Source organism: Methylobacterium sp. Leaf113 (assembly GCF_001423325.1).
Lineage (GTDB): Bacteria > Pseudomonadota > Alphaproteobacteria > Rhizobiales > Beijerinckiaceae > Methylobacterium.
The window spans coordinates 123,610-143,380 of the sequence record NZ_LMNJ01000053.1; the positions used below are offsets into that span (position 1 = coordinate 123,610).

Annotated in this window: 19 protein-coding genes and 1 tRNA gene; 12 read left to right on the forward strand and 8 right to left on the reverse strand. The window is 67.6% G+C overall.

Annotation, left to right across the window (positions count from 1 at the left end):
- The first annotated feature begins 234 nt into the window (after positions 1-234).
- On the forward strand, positions 235-1,020 hold the full coding sequence (locus ASF60_RS22220; protein WP_056190295.1) for a YfdX family protein: 786 nt from the start codon (positions 235-237) through the stop codon (positions 1,018-1,020).
- A 147-nt stretch (positions 1,021-1,167) separates the two neighbouring features.
- The gene (locus ASF60_RS22225) at positions 1,168-1,386 is read left to right on the forward strand and encodes a hypothetical protein (protein WP_056190297.1); all 219 of its coding nucleotides are present in this window, start codon (positions 1,168-1,170) and stop codon (positions 1,384-1,386) included.
- A 64-nt stretch (positions 1,387-1,450) separates the two neighbouring features.
- Here ASF60_RS22225 and ASF60_RS22230 read toward each other — a convergent pair whose 3' ends face one another.
- Positions 1,451-3,295 carry a chloride channel protein gene (locus tag ASF60_RS22230; protein WP_056190299.1) on the reverse strand — a complete coding sequence of 615 codons (1,845 nt, stop codon included), beginning with the start codon at positions 3,293-3,295 and terminating at the stop codon, positions 1,451-1,453.
- A gap of 195 nt (positions 3,296-3,490) precedes the next feature.
- Between ASF60_RS22230 and ASF60_RS22235 the strand changes: the two genes are divergently transcribed.
- The 5 genes from ASF60_RS22235 (at position 3,491) to ASF60_RS22255 (ending at position 7,615) form a co-directional block, all read left to right on the forward strand.
- A tRNA-His gene (locus ASF60_RS22235) sits at positions 3,491-3,567 on the forward strand.
- Positions 3,568-3,788: 221 nt separating this feature from the next.
- Positions 3,789-4,988 (forward strand): transglycosylase SLT domain-containing protein, encoded by a 1,200-nt coding sequence (locus ASF60_RS22240; protein WP_056190301.1) that lies wholly within the window; start codon positions 3,789-3,791, stop codon positions 4,986-4,988.
- Between the two features lie 205 nt (positions 4,989-5,193).
- Entirely contained in the window at positions 5,194-5,724 is a 531-nt protein-coding gene (locus ASF60_RS22245; RefSeq protein ID WP_056190430.1) for a response regulator, read from the forward strand.
- Positions 5,725-5,812: 88 nt separating this feature from the next.
- On the forward strand, positions 5,813-6,733 hold the full coding sequence (locus ASF60_RS22250; protein WP_056190432.1) for a transglutaminase family protein: 921 nt from the start codon (positions 5,813-5,815) through the stop codon (positions 6,731-6,733).
- A gap of 75 nt (positions 6,734-6,808) precedes the next feature.
- The gene (locus ASF60_RS22255; protein WP_056190303.1) at positions 6,809-7,615 is read left to right on the forward strand and encodes a transglutaminase-like domain-containing protein; all 807 of its coding nucleotides are present in this window, start codon (positions 6,809-6,811) and stop codon (positions 7,613-7,615) included.
- 41 nt (positions 7,616-7,656) lie between these two features.
- Here ASF60_RS22255 and ASF60_RS22260 read toward each other — a convergent pair whose 3' ends face one another.
- On the reverse strand, positions 7,657-8,187 hold the full coding sequence (locus tag ASF60_RS22260) for a DUF4142 domain-containing protein (protein WP_056190435.1): 531 nt from the start codon (positions 8,185-8,187) through the stop codon (positions 7,657-7,659).
- A gap of 215 nt (positions 8,188-8,402) precedes the next feature.
- Here ASF60_RS22260 and ASF60_RS22265 point away from each other — a divergent pair, with 215 nt between their 5' ends.
- Positions 8,403-8,630: a hypothetical protein gene (locus tag ASF60_RS22265; protein WP_056190306.1), complete on the forward strand. Its 228-nt coding sequence runs from the start codon at positions 8,403-8,405 to the stop codon at positions 8,628-8,630.
- Positions 8,631-8,640: 10 nt separating this feature from the next.
- On the opposite strand, the gene ASF60_RS22270 is transcribed toward ASF60_RS22265, so the two are convergent.
- Positions 8,641-9,597 carry a LysR family transcriptional regulator gene (locus ASF60_RS22270; protein ID WP_056190308.1) on the reverse strand — a complete coding sequence of 319 codons (957 nt, stop codon included), beginning with the start codon at positions 9,595-9,597 and terminating at the stop codon, positions 8,641-8,643.
- A 127-nt stretch (positions 9,598-9,724) separates the two neighbouring features.
- Here ASF60_RS22270 and ASF60_RS22275 point away from each other — a divergent pair, with 127 nt between their 5' ends.
- Complete coding sequence (locus tag ASF60_RS22275) at positions 9,725-10,654, forward strand: ring-cleaving dioxygenase (protein WP_056190310.1); 930 nt, start codon at positions 9,725-9,727, stop codon at positions 10,652-10,654.
- A 101-nt stretch (positions 10,655-10,755) separates the two neighbouring features.
- Entirely contained in the window at positions 10,756-11,394 is a 639-nt protein-coding gene (locus ASF60_RS22280) for an alpha/beta hydrolase (RefSeq protein ID WP_056190313.1), read from the forward strand.
- A 49-nt stretch (positions 11,395-11,443) separates the two neighbouring features.
- Here the strand turns inward: ASF60_RS22280 and ASF60_RS22285 are convergent, their stop codons facing one another.
- Genes ASF60_RS22285 through cyoA form a run of 5 tightly spaced genes read right to left on the reverse strand, consistent with a single transcriptional unit; the run spans position 11,444 to position 16,563 of the window.
- Positions 11,444-12,199, reverse strand: coding sequence for an SURF1 family protein (locus ASF60_RS22285; protein WP_056190315.1), 756 nt, complete (start codon positions 12,197-12,199; stop codon positions 11,444-11,446).
- The gene (gene cyoD / locus ASF60_RS22290; RefSeq protein ID WP_056190317.1) at positions 12,199-12,582 is read right to left on the reverse strand and encodes a cytochrome o ubiquinol oxidase subunit IV; all 384 of its coding nucleotides are present in this window, start codon (positions 12,580-12,582) and stop codon (positions 12,199-12,201) included. Before cyoD ends, ASF60_RS22285 begins: the two co-directional genes overlap by 1 nt.
- The gene (cyoC, locus tag ASF60_RS22295) at positions 12,579-13,223 is read right to left on the reverse strand and encodes a cytochrome o ubiquinol oxidase subunit III (RefSeq protein WP_056190319.1); all 645 of its coding nucleotides are present in this window, start codon (positions 13,221-13,223) and stop codon (positions 12,579-12,581) included. Before cyoC ends, cyoD begins: the two co-directional genes overlap by 4 nt.
- 28 nt (positions 13,224-13,251) lie before the next feature.
- The gene (cyoB, locus tag ASF60_RS22300; protein ID WP_056190321.1) at positions 13,252-15,255 is read right to left on the reverse strand and encodes a cytochrome o ubiquinol oxidase subunit I; all 2,004 of its coding nucleotides are present in this window, start codon (positions 15,253-15,255) and stop codon (positions 13,252-13,254) included.
- Between the two features lie 60 nt (positions 15,256-15,315).
- Positions 15,316-16,563, reverse strand: coding sequence for a ubiquinol oxidase subunit II (gene cyoA, locus ASF60_RS22305; RefSeq protein ID WP_082508146.1), 1,248 nt, complete (start codon positions 16,561-16,563; stop codon positions 15,316-15,318).
- A 366-nt stretch (positions 16,564-16,929) separates the two neighbouring features.
- On the opposite strand from cyoA, the gene ASF60_RS22310 reads away from it, so the two are divergent.
- Together ASF60_RS22310 and ASF60_RS22315 are read left to right on the forward strand one after the other, a co-directional pair.
- Positions 16,930-18,264: an MFS transporter gene (locus ASF60_RS22310; protein WP_056190324.1), complete on the forward strand. Its 1,335-nt coding sequence runs from the start codon at positions 16,930-16,932 to the stop codon at positions 18,262-18,264.
- Positions 18,265-18,363: 99 nt separating this feature from the next.
- On the forward strand, positions 18,364-19,683 hold the full coding sequence (locus ASF60_RS22315; RefSeq protein ID WP_056190326.1) for a carboxylesterase family protein: 1,320 nt from the start codon (positions 18,364-18,366) through the stop codon (positions 19,681-19,683).
- The last annotated feature ends 88 nt before the right edge of the window (positions 19,684-19,771 follow it).

The window sequence follows — 19,771 nt, forward strand, 5'->3', positions numbered from 1 at the left end:
GCGGTGCTCCTGCACCGCGTGCTTTTTTTATGCCTGCGGGTTTCAGATCAAACTGGTTTTGATCGGCTCCTTTATCAGCATGTTTGTCAACGGTGATTTGATGACGGAATGCTGACGATTAATTAACGTGACACGGTGCGAGGGCAATATCAATATCACCACAGAAGAGAGGTTTGGCGCGACCCTATTCCTCCAACACACACTCGGTCGCCGCTCCCTTCTGGAGGTATTGTCATGAAACGCATCAGAACCGTTGCCGCCGCACTTGTTGCGACATCGCTCCTCGGCGGCGTGGCTTTCGCCAACGACAAGCCGGCCGCGCAGGCCGCTCCCCCGATCTCGGCGGCCCAGCAGGCGGCGGATCGCGACGTCGGAAAGCTGTCCAAGGACGGCGCGCAGGCCTTCCGCGACCTGCACCTCGCCCGGATCGCCATCTTCAACGCCGATCCGACCCAGGCCAAGGACCTGATCGGCAAGGCTCAGGCGGCGCTCACCAAGGTGAAGACGGACGAGTCGGTCTTCACGAAGGCGGAAGCCGATCTGCACGCGACGCCCAAGAAGTCCGCACCCGCCACCGAGGCGAGCAAATCTTCCGATGCTGCCAAGCCATCGACCAAGCAAACCGCTTGGGTTCCGGTCGACGGGCAGCTGACCCTGGGCGAGGACTTCGTCGCGTCGCCGGCCAAGGCCGCCGCGGTGGCGACCGCCAACAAGAGCCTGGAGAAGGGTGATCGCAAGGCCGCCATCGACCAGCTCAAGCTCGCGGGCGTCGATGTGAACTTCGTCCTGGCGGTGGTGCCGCTCGATCAGACCACCACCGATGTCGACCAGGCGGCGACCCTGATCAACCAGGGCAAGTACTATGAAGCCAATGCCGTCCTGAAGAAAGCGGAGGACGGGCTGCGCTTCGACATCGTCGATATGGTGAGCATGCCACAGAAGGGCGCGGCTGCCGCTGCGCCGGCTCCGGCCGCCGCCGCGACGGCTCCCGCCGCCACCGGCACGACGGTCAAGAAGTAAGGGTCCGATCCCGGACGGCCGTGAGCCGCTTCCCCTCACGAGGGGGTGCGGCTCGCATCCGTGCCGGAGGTGGCCCCTGCGCCGGGCGGATCTTCCCGTTCGGCGTCTCGCGCCCTGCTTCCGGCCCGGTTCGTCCGTGATCCGTCGATGAAGGTACCCACCGTGATCAGTATCGGGATCAGCCTCGGCCTTCTGTGCTCGGCCGCCGTCACGGGGTTCGGCCTCGTCCTGGCCTCCGGCCTGTTCGGCCACCCCGTCGACGGCCAATTGCCGAGCGACTGGGGCTGGAGCCTCGTCATGATGGGATCGGCGAGCCTGCTCGCCTTCGGGATCTTCGGATGGCGCCGCAACCATCCCGGTTCGTGACCACGCCCGGCCCGCCACCCGCCGGCATGTTCTGGTCCTGCCTATTCCGCGCCCGGCCTGCGCGTCAGGTCGCCTCGCCCAGCACCGCCCGGCGCTGGCGGTCCAGTTCCTCGCTGTAGCGCTTCAGCGTGTGGCTCTCGGTCAGCAGGCCGATGACCTTGCGGGTCTTCAGGTCCTCCACCACCGCCAGGGCTTCGCTCTCGGTCCGGTCGAACGCCGCCGTCGCCGCCTTGGCATTCATCTCGGCGGTCAGAACATCGTCGCGATGCCGCAGGAGGCTGGCGAGATCGGGCGAAGCCCCCTCCGTCTCCAAGAGGGCCGCATGGGCTTCGGGCACGAGCACGATCCCGGCGTAGCGGCCGTCCCCGTCCACCATCACCACCCGTGAGGGCGATCCGAGCGGGTGCTTGCGCAGAAAGCTGGCGAGGCTCTGGTCGATGGAGGCTGTCGAGACCTCCCGGCGCATCAGCCGGCCGACCGTCAGCGTCCGGATCCAGCCGACGTCATGCGCGCTGCGGATGCTCTCGCCCCGGAGATGGAAGCGCCACGTCGCGAAGGAGTAGCCGAAGGTCTTGCGCACGGTCAGGGAGGAGGCGATCACCGCCACCAGCACCAGGCCGGTGATCGGGAAGCTGCCGGTGAGTTCGAGGGCGAGGAACGTCATGGTCAGCGGCCCGCCGATCACCGCCACCGACAGGGAGCTCATGCCGATCACCGCGTAGGCGAGCGGGGTCAGGCCGAAATTCACCATTCCGGGCAGGATCAGCGGCATCCCGACCGCGAAGATCTCGCCCGCCACGGCGCCGAGGAAGAGCGAGGCGAAGAACAGGCCGCCGCGGAAGCCGGAGCCGATGGAGATCGCCGAGGCGATCGCCTTGGCGACGAACAGCACGATGAGGGCGGAGAGGCCGAGGGCGTTGCCATGCGCCTCCAGGTGCAGGTGCAGCGCCCCGTGTCCGCCGGACAGGACCTGAGGCGAGGCCAGGAGCGCCAATCCGCCGACGCAGAGGCCTCCCACCACCGGGGCGCAGAGCGCGGGCAGACGGGTGATGCGGAAGCCGGCCTCGACCAGGGTGACACCGCGCATGATCAGGATGCCGAGCCCGGCGCAGAGCAGCCCGAGGGTGAGGCTCGGCATCGTGTCGAGGGTCGTCAGCACCGTGGTGGTGATCGCGTCGGCCCGGTCGACCGTGACGAGGGAGGTTTGCGCCACCAGCGCCCGGGCGACGACGCTGCCGCACAGGGCGGCCACCACGACGGGCGTCAAGGTGGCGATGGAATAGGTCCCGATGATGAGTTCGAAGGCATAGAACGCGCCGGTCAGGGGGGCGCCGAAGGCTGCCGCGATGGCGGCGGCCGCCCCGCAGCCCACCAGGGTGCGCTGGTCGGCACGCCGCAATTCGAAGGACAGGCCGAGGCGGGAGGCGACGCCGGCACAGAACTGCGTGTAGGCCGCCTCCATGCCCACCGAGACGCCGCTGCCGTTGGAGATCGTGTTCTGGATCACCACCACGGTGGAATCACTGAGGGACATGCGCCCGCCGTGCAGGGCGTTGGCCTCGATGGGGTCGACCGGCGCGCGCCGGGGGCGCCGGCGCCAGCGCAGCGCGAGGGTGAACAGCGCGAGCAGGACGCCGCCGAAGGCGGGCGCCAGCAGGATCGCCAGGGGCGAGAGATCCGTAGCGGCGCTGAGGCGCATGCCCGGCGGCAGGCCGTACAGCACCTCGCGCATCGCCTGCGTCGCCCGGTTCATCGCCGCCACCGACAGGCCGGAGGCGCATCCGATCAGGCCGGCCAGGACGATGAGGCCGATTTCGCTGCCGCGCACGAGGGCGCGCAGTCGCCCCGGCGCCTGCACGAGCACCTGTCGGGCAGCCGGCGAAGAGGAAGAGCGGTTGCGCAGGGGCATGGGCCGGGCTGGAAGCGGTCGCGGACGGCGACGGAGAGGCATCAAGGCCTCCCCTTACCCTGCGGCCGATGGAGGCGTCGATGGCTGAACCGGGCACGCATGGCCCTGACAGGCCGGGACAGATCCACACTTTTGCCGACGATCGGCCGAAGGCGGCTTGAAATGCGGCGCGGCTCGGGATAGATCGCCCGCAGTGCCGCTGTAGCTCAGTTGGTTAGAGCGCTTGATTGTGGATCAAGAGGTCCCCCGTTCGAGCCGGGGCAGTGGTACCATTCTGTGAATCGAAGTGTCGGGCGGTCGTGCGTGAGCAGGGCCGCTTTTCGCGTTTGAGTCCCACGTTGGCGCGACGCGCCCGAAACGTGCCGGGGTGTGCGCCAGCGCTCTCGACACTGAGGCAAACTTGCCACGGGATTGCCCCAAACTGGGCCGTGTTGTCGCCACATCTCGCAAGCTAATCTCAATCCAGGTCAGGGAACGAGGTTGGGTCGAGCAGATGCAGGGTCGAAACGTCGGATCGTCGCGGACCGTCCTCGCCAAGAACTCGCAGGCTCATAAAGGATCGCTCGCACCGCGCTTCGGCTCCGTCGCAGCGCCGGACGGCTCCGAAGCGCTGACCCTGTCGGGACGCGTCGGCCACGATCACGGCAGCCGCCCGGCCCTCACCCGCTCGGTGCTCTCGATGCTGCTCCTGGCCGGCGGCCTCGGCGCGGTCCTGTCCTACGGTGTCGGTCCGGAGGCCGGTGTCGTCCAATCGGCCCAGGCCATGACAGAGATCGCGATGCCGCGCCCCCGCGTCCAGCCGATGCCGGTCATCTTTCAGGCCTCCGCCTCGGCCACCCTGCCCGCCTCCGTGTCGCCCACCCCGGCGGCGATCACCGCGTCCTCGGCCTTCGCGCCGGTCCACGACCTCGACACCGAACTCGGCTCCAACGCGGTCGACCGGGTGTCCTATGACTACCTCCTCACCGAAAGTTCGATCGGCGACCCGAACGAGGTCATCGAGTTCGGCCCGATGAAGATCCGGCGCCACCTCGTGCAGAAGATCGTCCGGGCGGCGCAGGCGGTGCAGACCGATCCGGTGCTGCTGATGGCGGTGGCCGACAAGGAATCCAGCTTCAAGACCGAAGTGCAGGCACAGACCTCCTCGGCCACCGGCCTGTTCCAGTTCATCGAGCGGACCTGGTTGGGCGTGGTGCGCGACTTCGGACCGAAATACGGTCTCGCCACCGATGCGGCCCTCGTGGTCACCGGCGACAACGGCCGGCCCACCGTGTCGGACCCGGCCGAGCGCACGCGCATCCTCGAGATGCGGCGCGACCCCTACCTGTCCGCCCTGCTCGCCGGCGAGATGCTGAAGCGCGACGCCGCCCGCATCGCCCTGCGGATCGGCCGCGAACTCACCCTCGGCGAGGTCTACCTCGCCCACTTCCTCGGGCCGGACGATGCCGAGGACTTCCTTGCCACGGTGGTCGACAAGCCGAAGGCGGCGGCCGCCCAGATGCTGCCGGGCCCGGCGCGCGCCAACAAGACAATCTTCTTCGCCGCCCAGCGCGGGCGTCGCAAGGCGGCGAGCCTGTCGGTGGCCCAGGTGCACGAGAAGTTCGAGACCATGATGAGCACCCGCGGCGCCCGCTATCGCGACGTCCGTTCCATGGCCGGCGTGCTGGCCTATGCCGATGCGGCGGTGGATTGAGGCACCGTACCGGCTCAAACGCAGGCCAGGGATGATTTCCGGCAACTGACTGTCACCTCCGGGCTTTAATGTCGGCGCCTCCGCTCGTGGCGGCGCACCGAGACACCAACGGCGGAGGCCCTGCTTGTCGGACCCGAAAGGCACCAACGCGGATCGCTCGTCGTCCGTGAGCCGGATTCCTCTCGGCGACACGCTGACGCCGAGCCTGTCCCTCGACCGGATCGGTCAGGCTCTGGCCTCGTTCTACGACGACCTGATCGCCGAGGGCATTCCCGACCACCTCGCCTCATTGATTCGCCAGGTTCAGTCCGAACCTGCGGCCGCGTCCGAGGCGGCGCCCCGGGCCAAGCCGCAGCCGCTCAAGCTCGCCCTGGTGGTCGAGGACGATGCCGCCACACGCGCGCTGGCCGAGGCCCTCCTGAGCGATACCGAACTCGGCGTGCTCGGGTGCGATAGCGCCGAGGCCGCCCTCAACGTCATGCGCGAGCGCGGCGGCGATGTCGCCCTGGTCTTCGCCGATGTCAGCCTTGCCGGGGCGATGGATGGGGTGCAACTGGCCTCCGCCATCGCGCTGCTGTGGCCGTCCGCCCGTGTGGTGGTGACGTCGGGCGGAAAGGCCGAGCGTCCGAGCAGCCTGCCGGACCAGGCGGTCTTCATTCCGAAGCCGTGGCGGCCCTTCGATCTGCTGACCGAGGCCGATCTCGCGACCAGCACCCCGCAACCCATCGTTTCCTGATAAGGCTCCCCGGCGCACGATTTGCATTGCTTCCCGCAGCGTCCGTGCCGACCAGACCACGCCGCGCGGCGTGGTGGAGCCCCTCGCCTTGCCGATCCTGTCCGTCCGCCACCTGACCATCTATCGCTATCGACAGCCGGTGGCCTTCGGTGAGCATCGCATCCTGTTCCGGCCGCGCGACAGTTACGATCAGCGCCTGATCTCGGCGAACCTGAAGATCACGCCCGAACCGAGCGGGCTGCGCTGGCTCCATGACGTCTTCGGGAATTGCGTGGCCGTCGCGTCGTTCACCGGGCGGGCGGCGCAGCTCACCTTCGAGTGCACCATCACCCTCGATCACACGCCCGAGCTGACTCCGATCTTCCCGATCGCGCCGCACGCGGCGTTCTATCCGTTCGGCTACGGCGCGGACGACATCCCCGATCTCAGCCGCTCGATGGAGCGGCAATACGCGGACCCGCGCAACGAGGTCGATAGCTGGGCGCGCAGCTTCGTCCCCCCGGCGGGACGGATCGGAACCCAGGACCTCCTGGCCGAGATGACGCGCAGCGTCCGACGCAACTTCGCGTATCTGGCGCGCTCCGAGAAGGGCGTGCAGGACCCGGTCACCACCCTGCGGCTCAAGCGCGGCAGCTGCCGCGATTTCGCGGTGTTGATGATCGAGGCCGTGCGCGCCCTCGGCATGGCGGCCCGCTTCGTCTCGGGCTACCTCTACAACCCACGCGGGGATCGCGACCGGCATGTGGGTGGTGGCTCGACTCATGCTTGGGTGCAAGTCTACCTGCCTGGTGCGGGGTGGATCGAGTTCGATCCGACGAACGGCATCGTCGGAAATCGCGACCTGATCCGCGTCGCCGTCGCACGCGATCCGCGCCAGGCCGTGCCGCTGCACGGATCGTTCTTCGGGTTTCCGGCGGATGATCTGGGCATGACGGTGAGCGTCCACGTCGATGAAGTCGTGCCGAGTGCCGTGGAGCCTTGGGCGACCGATCCGCAGGTGGCGCGTTGAAGGACCGGGTGCGCCCCAGGCTGCCCGGTTTGGAACCATAGAGCGTATAGTTCACGACAGGATCGGGTGGTTGTCATGAAGATCAGGACTGGGTTCGACATTGCCTTCGAATCGGTTCAGCCGACGCCCATGATCCTCGCGTTGAGCGTGCATCCCTCACGGATGCCGGATGTGCTCACCCCGCATGTGATCAACTTCGATCCGCCGATCCCCTGGCAGGAATACCGCGACGACTTCGACAACATCTGCACCCGCATCGTCACGCCCCCCGGACGCCTCACGATCTCGGCCGATTTCGTGGTCCAGGATTCCGGCCTGCCCGACGTCTATGCCCCGCATGCGCAGCAGATCGAGGTCCAGAATCTCCCCCACGAGGTGCTCGTCTACCTCCTGGGGAGCCGCTACTGCGACACCGACAAGCTGTCCGAAACCGCGTGGTCGCTGTTCGGCGGAACGCCCATGGGCTGGGGTCGCGTCCAGGCGATCTGCGATTACGTCCATGACCGCATCCGATTCGACTACATGTGCGCCGACGCCACCCGGACCGCCTGGGACGGTTTCATGCAACGCCAGGGCGTCTGCCGCGATTTTGCGCATCTGGCCGTCGCGTTCTGCCGGTGCATGAACATCCCGGCGCGCTACTGCACCGGCTATCTCGGCGACATCGGCATTCCGCCCGTGCCCGATCCGATGGATTTCTCGGCCTGGTTCGAGGCTTATCTCGACGGCAATTGGTATACCTTCGACGCCCGCCACAACACACCGCGCATCGGCCGGATCGTGATGGCGCGCGGCCGCGATGCCACCGACGTGGCGATCACCACCAACTTCGGCTACGCGCACCTCGCCCGCTTCGACGTTCACACCGACGAGGTGTTCTGACCGTTCGGCCGCGCCGGTTGACCGGCGCGGCGAGCCGTCCGCTACTTGTCGAGATCCTGCGCCATCTTCAGGTGGTGCTCGAGCGCGGGCTGGGTCTTGCTCGCCCAGGCCTTCAATTCGGCGTTGTCGCCCCCTTGGGCGTAACGCTGGAACAGGTCGACGGCGTTCTTGTGCGCCGTCACCTGATCGGCGTGGTACTGCTTGGTGAAGGCGTCGCCCTGAAGCGCCTTGAGGCTGTCGAGCCGGGCCTGATGGGTGCTGTCCAGGGCGGTCGGTGCCGTCGCCTGGACCTTGCCCCCCTGGATCATCGCCTTCATCTCGGATGTCGTCTTCTCGTGGTCGGCGATCATCTGACGGGCATAGGCTTTGGTCGGCTCATCGCTGCGCTCGGCGGCCAGCCGGCTGCTCTCGATCTCGAACAGATCGCTGATCCCGGCCTGGGTCACGAAATCCGCCGTGGAAGGGCTCACGCCGATCAGCGCGTTGATGCCCGTCTTCTCGCCCACCGATTGGGCCAGGGCCGGTCCGGCCAGGAGCACAGCCACGGCGGCGGCACCGACGATCTGTTTCATCGCGATCTCCTTCCAATGCTGGATCTGACGCGTTCCCGCCGTCACGAATCCGAGAACACGCATCCTCTCCGCGTGAACCGCGGCGCTGCGGCCCTGTTCCGAAGGGTCGGGGCAGGTGTCGATGGCCGACGGCTTCGACTTCACCACGAATGCAGGTTGTCGGGACGAAAAGGGTGTCGCCGCGCGTTGCACTCAGGCAAGCAGGAGAGACCGAGATGGATGCACGCCTCATCGCGATGAACAACGAGGCCAACCGGATCGCCTCCGAGCGGCTGCTGGAGCAGCTTCGGGACGAGGGATTGCGCTACCGGCTCTGGGTCACGGGCACGCCGAAGGGCGACACGGTGCATCTTCGGGTGACCCGTCCGTGTCCGGACATGCACCAGCGCATCGACAAGGTCTTGCGCGGGCGCGGACTGATCCTGGAGATTACCGAGACCTGACCCGAGCGGATCACACCGCGGAGGCCGGAGGCGCGGCAGCGCCGCGTGCGTAGCCGCCGGGGTCCGACCAGGGGGCGTTCGACAGTGCCTTGGCCAGAAAGCCGATCAGCGCAGTCACCCGCGCAGGGCGCGGATCGCCCGGCGGAGTCACGAGGTGCAGATCGATCCGCGGCGGCGACCAGTCGGGCAGGACCCGCTCCAGGCGACCGTCGCGCAGGTCCTCCCAGATCATGAAATCCGGCTGGACCGCGAGGCCGAGCCCGGCCCGAAGGGCGGGCGCCAGGGCATCGGCGTTGTTGGCCCGCAAGGGACCGTTCGGCACCACCGCCGCCTCCCGACCGTCCGAAGCGACGAAGCGCCAGCGATCCGGCGTCGGGAGGTAGGCGTAGCCCAGGCACGCATGATCCGAGAGGTCGTGCGGATGCGCCGGCCGTCCGCAGCGCGCGAGATAGGCGGGGGTTGCCACCAGCGAGCGGTGGACGGTGCATAGGCGCCGGGCCCGCAGCGACGAAGCGGTCAGGGCCGCGATGCGCAGGCCGAGATCGAAGCCGCCGCCGACGAGGTCGACGAGGTCATCGCTCAAGTGCAGATCGATGCTGAGGCCGGGGTGGCGACTCAGGAAGTCCGGCAGGCGCGGAGCCACGTGGAGCACGCCAAACGACATCGGCGCGGCGAGGCGCACCCGGCCGCGCATCTGCGCGGCGGCGTCCTGCGCCAGCGCTTCGGCCGCCTCGCCCTCCGCCAGGATGCGGGCCGCCGCATCCCGCGCCGAGGCCCCGGCCTCCGTCAGGGCGAGCTTGCGCGAGGTGCGATGAAACAGGCGTGCCCCGATCCGGGCTTCCAGGCGGGTGACGGCCTTCGAAACCGTGCCTTTGGCGATCCCGAGATCCGCGGCGGCGCGCCCGAACGACCCGGTCTCCACCACCTTGGCGAAGACGGCCCAGGCTTCGAAGTCAGGAAGCTTCATGGCGGTGTATTCCGAAACGATGCGTTTCCATCGTTTCCATTTCCGAACCGAAGGGCAAGGCGCATCTTCCGGTCATCGCAGCACGGCCGGGCTTCCGGCGCGGCGCTGCCCGCGAGGAGTTCGTCCCATGTCCCACACCGGCATCCATCATGTCACCGCGTTCTCTGGCGCCCCCGATCGCAACGTCGACTTCTACACCCGCGTGCTCGGCCTTCGCCTGGTGAAGAAGACCGTCAACTTCGACGATCCGGGCACCTACCATCTCTATTACGGCGATGAGACCGGCCGCCCCGGCACCATCCTGACCTTCTTCCCCATTGCCCACGCGGCACCCGGGCGGGTCGGCGTCGGCGAGATGCAGGAGACCGCGTTCCGAGTCCCGCGCGCCGCCATCGGCTGGTGGGCCCATCGCCTCATCGAGAAGGGCGTCACGCACGACACCGTGGCCCAGGCCTTCGGCGATCCGATTCTGCGCTTTCGCGACCCGGACGGCATGATGCTGGCCCTGGTGGGAACCGACGCCCAGGAGGCCGGCGGGGTCTGGACCGGCGGCGAGGTTCCGGCCGAGCACGCCATCCGGGGATTTCACGGGGTGACGCTCCTGCTGCGGGAGGCCGAAGCGACGGCGGCGATCCTGACCGGCGTGCTCGGTTTCCGCGAAGCCGGCCGCGACGGTCTGTCGATCCGCTATGGCAGCGGAGCCGAGACCGGCGGCTTCGTCACCCTGCGGGTGGTGGGCGAATTCCTGCGCGGTCGCCAGGGCGCCGGCTCGGTCCACCACATCGCTTTCCGGGCCGCGGACGACGCGGAGCAGGCCCGGATGGTGGAGACGCTGACCCGGTCGTACGGTCTCGGCGTCACCGAGCAGAAGGACCGTCAGTATTTCCGCTCGGTCTACTTCCGCGAGCCGGGCGGAGTGCTGTTCGAAATCGCCACCGATGGTCCCGGCTTTGCCATCGACGAGGCGGTGGCGTCGCTGGGCCAATCCCTCAAGCTCCCGGGTTTCCTTGAGCCGCACCGGGCGCAGATCGAGGGCCGCTTGGCCGAGAGGGCCTGATTCTATCCACCCGCCGGTTCCGTCACCGGGCGACGAAAACCCGGCGCCCGCTCCCAGAGTCGGGGCGGGCGCCGATTCTCAATCGCTTCAGCGAGGTTGTCATGACCAACCCATCCCTCACGCAGCCCGCCCTCGGCCTCGTCCATCGCTTCGCGCCAGCGACCGTTGCCGACGCACCGCCCCTGCTCCTGCTCCACGGGACGGGTGGCGACGAGAACGACCTCCTACCCCTTGGCCGGACGCTGGCGCCCGGAGCCGCCCTGCTCTCCCCGCGCGGCGCCGTCCTGGAGAACGGCATGCCGCGCTTCTTCCGGCGCTTGGCGGAGGGCGTGTTCGACGAAGCCGATCTCCGGCATCGGGCGGCGGATCTCGCTGCGTTCATCGCGGCGGCGCGCGCGGCCTACGGGCTCGCCGCCCCGGTGGCGGTCGGTTTCTCGAACGGCGCCAACATCGCCGCCGCCCTACTGCTGTTGTATCCCGACGTGCTGGCGGGAGCCGTCCTGCTGCGCCCGATGGTGCCGCTGACCCGGACCGATCCAGTCGATCTCGCGGGCAAACCGGTGCTCCTGCTCTCCGGAGCCGCCGACCCGATCGTTCCGGCGGCCAATGCCGGCGCGCTCGCCGAGCGGCTTCGCGCCGGCCGAGCCGCGGTCACGCACGAGATCCTGCCGAGCGGGCATGGCCTGACCCAGGCGGACGTGGAGCGCGCGGGGGCCTGGATCGCGGGACTCGGCGCCTGAGCCATCCGAGCGGCCGCCCACCGGCAAGAATCGGATGGAGGGCCGCGGTTCAGGTCGATCTCCGCCGCGCCGAGCGGCGGGCATCGACCAGCGTGTAGGCGAGCGCGCCCGCGACCATCAGAGCAAGAACGTACCACGTCAGCGCGTAGACGAGGTGATTGTCCGGGAAGGCCACGATGGTCAGCCCGCCGACAGGCCAACCACCTGGGTTCGGCATCGCATCGGCATCGACGAAATAGGGGGCCGCCTCATTGAGGCCCCGCGCCCGCGCGATCGCCGCGACATCGCGCGAATACCAGCGCCCGGCGCCGGCATCATTGCTGCGGAGGAAGCCCCCTCCGGGTTCGCTGAAGCGCAGGAGACCGATGACCGAGACCGGCGCATCGGTCTGCCCCTCGGCCCGCGTGGCCGGATCGCGCTTGTCCGGCGGGATGAAGCCGCGATTGATCAGAAGCGTCGTGCCGTCCGGGCGCAGCAGAGGCGTCATCACCCAGAAGCCGCCACCGAGTTCGGTCACGGCCTGAACCAGGGTTTCCCGGTCGTTCTGAAACCGTCCCGTGGCCTGAACCCGCCGGTACGCGTCCGTCTCGGGCGTCAGACTGTTCCAGATCGCCGGACCCGGCGCCGCGACGGGCTCTGCGTGCACCCGGGCTTCGACCCGGGCGATCAGCGCGTGCTTCCAGGCGCGACGCTGAATCTGCCAGGTCCCGAGCGCCGCCAGGAGGCCGATCAAGACCAGTCCGACGACGCAGAGGGTGGCGAGCGCGACGCCGGAGCGCCGCGTCGCCGGTTTGCCGACGCGCATCAGCGCGTGTGCATGTGCATCGGCATCATGTTGGTGTTGAGGTGGTACATGACCCACAGGGAGCCCGCGAGGGTGATGATCACCAGCGTCAGGGTGAAGATCAGCGCCAGGATGGTCCAGCCGCCTTCGGACTTCGTGTTCATGTGGAGGAAGTAGATCATGTGGACCACGATCTGCGCCACCGCGAAGCCCATGATGACGATGCCGGTGATCTGGTTGTTGCCGATCACGTTGCTCATCACGAGGATGAACGGGATTGCCGTCAGGATGACCGACAGCACGAAGCCGGTCATGTAATCCTTGAACGAACCGTGGCTGCCGGCATCGGCATGGCCATGTGCATGCCCGTGGTCGTCGTGTCCTGCCTTCGTCGCGGCGCTCATTGCAGGACTCCCATCAGGTACACGAAGGTGAACACGCCGATCCAGATCACGTCGAGGAAGTGCCAGAACATGCTGAGGCAGAGCAGCCGACGCTTGTTCTCGGGTACCAGCCCGCGCTTGTGGACCTGCGCCATCAGCGTCACCAGCCAGACGATGCCGAGGCTGACGTGCAGGCCGTGGGTGCCGACCAGGGTGAAGAAGGCCGACAGGAAGGCGCTGCGCTGGGGCGTGGCGCCCTCGTGGATCAGGTGGTGGAACTCGTAGAGTTCGAGGCCCACGAAGGCGAGGCCGAACAGGCCGGTCACGGCCAGCCAGATCTGCACCCGGCTGAGGTCGCCCTTCTCCATCTCCAGCATGGCGAAGCCGTAGGTGATGGACGAGAACAGCAGCATCGACGTGTTCAGCGCCACCAGCGGCAGGTCGAACAGGTCCTTCGGCGACGGGCCGGCCGCATAGTTGCGCCCCACCACCGCGTAGGTGGCGAACAGGGCCGCGAAGATGAGGCAGTCGCTCATCAGGTAGAGCCAGAAGCCGAGCATCGTGCTCCCTTCCGGGTGATGCTCGCCCTTGGCGTCGTAGAAGTCCGTCGGGTCGACCGCCTTGATCGCGACCGACGGGCTTCGTCCCGACTCGAAGTTCATGGCAGCGGAAGCTTGGGTTGCCATGGTCTCAGACGTGCTCCGCCAACAGGGCTGTCCGCTGGGCTTCGGTCCGGACGACCTCGTCGGCCGGGATATAGAAGTCGCGGTTGTAGTTGAAGGTGTGGCCGATCGCGACCACCGCGATCGCCGCGAAGCTGAAGGCGGCGAGCCACCAGATGTACCAGATCATCGCGAAGGCGAAGATGATGCTCAGCACGCCGAGGATCAGGCCGGCCGCGGTGTTCTTGGGCATGTGGATCGGCTTGAAGCCCTGGAGCGGACGCGCATAGCCGCGCTTCTTCATGTCCCACCACGCGTCGTGATCGTGGATCACCGGCGTGAAGGCGAAGTTGTAGTCCGGCGGCGGCGACGAGGTCGCCCATTCCAGGGTCCGGCCGCCCCACGGATCGCCGGTCGTATCCCGCAGCTGGTCACGCCGGATGACGCTGACCACCAGGGTGATGATGAACGAGGCGATGCCGCACAGGATCAGAAGGGCGCCAAACGCTGCGATCACGAACCAGATCTGGAGCGAGGGATCGTCGAAGTGCTGGACGCGACGGGTGACGCCCATCAGGCCGAGCACATAGAGCGGCATGAAGGCGACCCAGAAGCCGGTCAGCCAGAACCAGAACGACATCTTCCCCCAGAACGGATCGAGCTTGAAGCCGAAGGCCTTGGGAAACCAGTAGGTGATGCCGGCCAGCATGCCGAACAGCACGCCGCCGATGATGACGTTGTGGAAGTGGGCGATCAGGAACAGCGAGTTGTGCAGCACGAAGTCGGCCGGGGGCACGGCGAGCAGCACGCCGGTCATGCCGCCGATGACGAAGGTCACCATGAAGCCGACCGTCCAGAGCATCGGCACCTCGAAGCGGATGCGGCCCTTGTACATGGTGAACAGCCAGTTGAAGATCTTCGCCCCCGTGGGGATCGAGATGATCATCGTGGTGATGCCGAAGAACGAGTTCACGCTGGCGCCCGAGCCCATCGTGAAGAAGTGGTGCAGCCACACGAGGTAGGACAGGATCGTGATCACGACGGTGGCGTAGACCATCGAGGCGTAACCGAAGAGGCGCTTGCTCGAGAAGGTCGAGACGATCTCCGAGAACACGCCGAAGGCCGGCAGGATGAGGATGTACACCTCTGGGTGGCCCCAGATCCACACCAGGTTCACGTACATCATCGGGTTGCCCCCGAGGTCGTTCGAGAAGAAGTGCGTGCCGACGTAGCGATCGAGCGACAGCAGCGCGAGAACGGCCGTCAGGATGGGGAAGGCGGCGACGATGAGAATGTTGGTGCAGAGCGAGGTCCAGGTGAAGACCGGCATCTTCATCATGGTCATGCCGGGGGCCCGCATCTTCACGATGGTGGCGATCAGGTTGATGCCGGACAGCAACGTTCCGATGCCGGCGATCTGCAGCGCCCAGATGTAATAGTCGACGCCGACGCCCGGACTCATGGCGGGGCCGGAGAGCGGCGGATAGGCCAGCCAGCCGGTGCGGGCGAACTCGCCGACGAACAGCGAGGCCATCACCGTCACGGCGCCCGCCACCGTCATCCAGAAGCTGAAGTTGTTGAGGAACGGAAAGGCCACGTCGCGGGCGCCGATCTGCAGCGGCACCACGAAGTTCATCAGGCCCGTCACCAGCGGCATCGCCACGAAGAAGATCATGATCACGCCGTGGGCGGTGAAGATCTGGTCGTAGTGGTGCGGCGGCAGGTAGCCCTCGTTCGGACCGAACGCCATCGCCTGCTGGGCGCGCATCATCAGCGCGTCGGCAAAGCCGCGCAGGAGCATCACCAGCGCCAGCACGATGTACATGATGCCGATCTTCTTGTGATCGACGGAGGTGAACCAGTCGCGCCAAAGGATACCCCAAAGGCGGAAATACGTCAGGGCGCCGAGCACGGCGACGCCGCCGATGCCGACCATCACGAAGGTGATCAGGAGGATCGGCTCATGAAGCGGCACGGCATCGAGCGTCAGGCGCCCGAACAGGAGCTTCTGGAGATCCGGATTGGAGAACATGGGACCTACTCGTCAGAGGAGTGTGCCGAATGGAGGGGCGGGCGACAGAAGCGTCCGCGATTAGCGATTCAGTTGGCCGGGCGCGATCGAGTCCGAGCCCTTCGAATCCGAGCCCTTCGAATCCTTGCCGTCGCCCGCCGGGCCGCCTTGGCCCTGGTGAGCGCCGTGGTCAGGTCCAGAATGATCGTGCCCGGAATGATCGTGTCCGGAATGTTCCGGTGCCGAACCCGGCTTTACCTCGGGCGCGATGCTCTTCGGCTTCATGCCTTCGGGCTGCTCCGGGCTGTGCGACTCACGACCCGAGCCGCCGACGGTGGCGGCGGGAGCCTCCACGCCCTGCTCGGCGTAGCGATTGTCGTATTCGAGCCGCTCGCGATTGGCGTGGCTCTCCTTGCCGGCGCCGCCCATGGCGTCGATGTGCATCATCTCGTTCATGCACATCTTGCCGGGAATGGCACACATGTTGAGCACCGCGCTGTAGAGGCCGTTCTCGACCGAGGAGAAGTAGCGGACGGGCTCGCGCTCGCTCGGCTTCTCCAGTTCGATGTAGGATTGGCGGGTGAGTGATTGGCCCTCCGCCTTCACCTTGGCGACCCAGGCGTCGAACCCGGCCTGGTCGAGGCCATGGAACTTGAAGTTCATCCGCGAGAAGCCCGAGCCGCTGTAGTTGGCCGAAAGACCTTCATACACACCGGCCTTGTTGATCACCGCGTGCAACTTGGTCTCCATGCCGGCCATGGCGTAGATCTGACCGGCGAGAGCGGGAACGAAGAACGAATTCATCACGGTGGCTGAAGTGATCTTGAAGGAGATCGGCACGTCGACCGGTGCGGCCAGTTCGTTGACGGTGGCGATACCCTGATCTGGGTAGAAGAACAGCCATTTCCAATCGAGTGCGACGACCTCGACCGTCAGCGGCTTGACCCCCGCCGGCAGCGGGCGGTCGGCGTCGAGCCGGCTCAGGGGCCGGTAGGGATCGAGGGTGTGGGTGCTGATCCAGGTCAGCGCTCCGAGCGCGATCACGATCACCAGCGGGGCGGACCAGATCAGCACTTCGAGCTGGGTCGAGTGATGCCAGTCGGGATCGTACTCGGCGTCCTTGTTCGAGATGCGGTAGCGCCAGGCGAACAGCAGCGTGAAGGCGATCACCGGAATGATGATCAGCAGCATCAGGCCGGTGGAGGCCAGGATCAGGTCGCGCTGGCGCGCGGCGATGTCACCGGACGGCTGCATCAGAACCATGTTGCAGCCGGAGAGCAGGCCGAACAGCGGAAGGAGGACGAGCGTGCGAAGGATTTTGACGGGCATGGATTTGACGGGCATGGACTCGTCTGGCGCGATCTCGGAGGAGCACCTTCCCATTCCCCCCTGGGAAGGGAGGACGGAAGCGCTGCGTCTCACTGCGCCGCAACACAGGGCTCTGACAAGTCGCGCGTGGCGCGTCTGATCAGCGCTGCGCTCATGGCGGTTGTAAGTTAAGCTGTGCTAAGGGATTTTTTCCGTGGGAAACCGAGTCGTGCCTTTTGGTCGCGGCGTTCCCGGTGGAGCGCGTCACGCCGTGCTTTGACGCAGACGAATCACGCGGCGTAAACGTAGTCCAAACCCCTTCGGCCCCCGCGCGCTTTCCGGCGCCCGATCCGGCCCCGAACGCATGAAGCGAGCCCGGTCCTCTCGATGAGCGCAGAATACGCAGTGCCGTCCTCGTCGTCGCTGGAACGCGACGCCCACGAGGCTTCCAGCGACCACACGGTCGCGCCGGGCGAAATCGCCATCGGAGTCGTGATCGGCCGCGCCGCCGAGTATTTCGACTTCTTCGTCTTCGGCATCGCTTCGGTGCTGATCTTTCCCGGCGTGTTCTTCCCCTTCGCCGACCCGCTGACCGGCACCCTCTACGCCTTCGCGCTGTTCGCCCTTGCCTTCATCGCCCGCCCGATCGGATCGGTGATCTTCATGGAGATCGACCGGCGCCACGGGCGTGCCGCCAAGCTGACGATCGCGTTGTTCCTCCTCGGTGGGTCGACCATGGCGATCGGCTTCCTGCCGAACTACCATCAGGTCGGCGCCCTCTCGATCTGGATTCTCGCAGCCCTCCGCTTCGGGCAGGGGCTGGCCCTCGGCGGCGCCTGGGACGGTCTGGCCTCGCTCCTGGCCCTCAACGCACCCGAGAAGCAGCGCGGCTGGTACGCGATGATCCCGCAGCTCGGCGCCCCCGTGGGCTTCATGCTGGCGAGCGCGCTGTTCGCGTTCTTCGTCGGAAATCTCAGCACCGAGGACTTCCTGGACTGGGGCTGGCGCTACCCCTTCTTCGTGGCCTTCGCCATCAACGTGGTGGCGCTGTTCGCCCGCCTCCGCCTCGTCGCCACCGAGGAATTCTCGCGCATGCTTCAGATGCGCGAGCTGGAGCCGACGCCGGTGCTGGAGCTGCTGCGCACCCATGGACGCTTCGTGCTGATCGGCGCCGTGGTCCCGCTGGCGAGCTTCGCCCTGTTCCATCTCGTGACGGTGTTCCCGATCAGCTGGATTCACCTGTTCACCGCGCGCTCGGCCAGCGAGTTCCTGCTGGTGCAGTGCTCCGGGGCGTTCCTGGCGGCCGGCACCATCGTGGTCTCGGGCATCATGGCCGATCGCATCGGCCGGCGGACCACGGTCGGCATCGCGGCCGCCCTGATCGCCGTGTTCGCGGTGGCCAGCATCATCGCCCCCATCGTGTTCGGCGACAGCGAACTCGGCCAGACCGTCTACGTCCTGATCGGGTTCGGCCTGCTCGGCTTCTCCTATGGCCAGACCTCCGGCTCGGTGACGGCCAATCTCGGCTCGCGCTTCCGCTACACCGGCGCCGCCCTGACCTCGGATCTCGCCTGGCTGATCGGCGCCGGATTCGCGCCCCTGGTGGCCCTCGGCGTGTCGAGCCGCTTCGGTCTGTCCTGGGTCGGCGTCTACCTGCTGTCCGGCGCCGTCGCGACCCTGTGCGCCCTCGCCTTCAACCGGCGTGAGACCGCCCGCCTCTGAGGCGAGCCGGCCCGTGACCCCGACGAAGCCCCGCCCGGCCCCCGCGCCGGCGGGGTTTTTTCCTATGCGATTGCCGAGGCACAGCCCGCGTGGTCCCGCATGAGCGAGCCGTGCCGCTTCTTCCCGCCCTGTGGCCCGGTGGTGGCCCGGGTCGACGGTGCGGTCATGCGCGCCACCGGGATTCCCTACGCGCAGGCCGCGCGCTTCGCCCTTCCCGAGCCGGTGCCGGACTGGACCGAGCCGTTTCAGGCTACCGAATGGGCCCCGGCCTGCCCGCAGGTCGCGATCCCGTTCCTGGAGGAGGCCCTCGGCGGCGCTCTCGGCACGCTCACCCAGGACGAGGCGTGCCAGCGCCTCTCGATCACCTGCCCGGTCGATCGCGGCGCCCAGGAGCGCCTGCCCGTCATGGTCTGGATTCATGGCGGCTCCTACATCTGTGGCGCCGGCGATGCGCCCTGCGGCGACCCGGCGCGACTGGCGGCCGAGCAGCGGGTCATCGTCGTCACGGTGACCTATCGGCTCGGCCTGTTCGGCTATCTCGGGGATGATGCGGGCCGCCCGGCCAATCTCGGCCTGCTCGATCAGATCGCCGCCTTCCGCTGGGTTCGACGCAACATCGCGGCCTTCGGCGGCGACCCGGAGGCGGTCACGGCCTTCGGGCAATCCGCCGGCGGAGACGCGGTGGCGCACCTGATGGCGACCGAGGAGGCCGGGACGCTGTTTCGCCGCGCCATCATCCAGAGCGCGCCGCTGGGCATCCGCCATCGCCGCCGGCGCATGAACGCCGCCATGGCACAGGTGCCGGTCACGCGCGCCATGACGACCGCGCAGGTGCTCGCGCGCCAGGGGCGCGTCGCGGCACGGGCGAGGTGGTTCGGCCTCGCGGGCTTCATGCCGTTCGGAACCCAGTACGGCCATGCCCCCCTGCCCCCGGAATCCGGGATGGCGGCGGCCTGGGACCGGGCAGCGCCGCAGGTCGACCTGCTGATCGGCTACACGGCCGAAGAAGGCCGCTTCTTCCTGCCCACGATTCCGGTGTTGCAGCCGTGGCTGCGCCTGCCCGGGATCGGCAGACTTCTGGCAGGCGGTCTGGTGGGCTTCATCACCCGCACGGTCTATGCGGGCGCCGTGCGCCGCTTCGCCCGGCGCCACGCCCGGGCCGGCGGCCGGGTCCATCGCTACACTCTCGACTGGCGCGCGCCCGGCAATCCCTTCGGTGCCGCCCACGCCATCGAATTGCCCCTCCTGTTCGGATCGGAAACGGTCTGGCGCGACGCCGCCTACCTCGCCGGCGCATCCTGGCCCGAGATCGACCGCGCCGGTCGCGATCTGCGCGCACTCTGGGCGGCATTCGCTCGCGGCCAAACCCTTCCCGAGCGTGGGCGCATCGACGGACTCATCCGCTACCGAAAGATCTGAACCGGTCTTCGATGGAACACCCGTCGGAATCCGCCGGTCGACATTCGCCGGCCGAAGCACTAGCCCGGCCTTCGTTGCAAACCAGGGA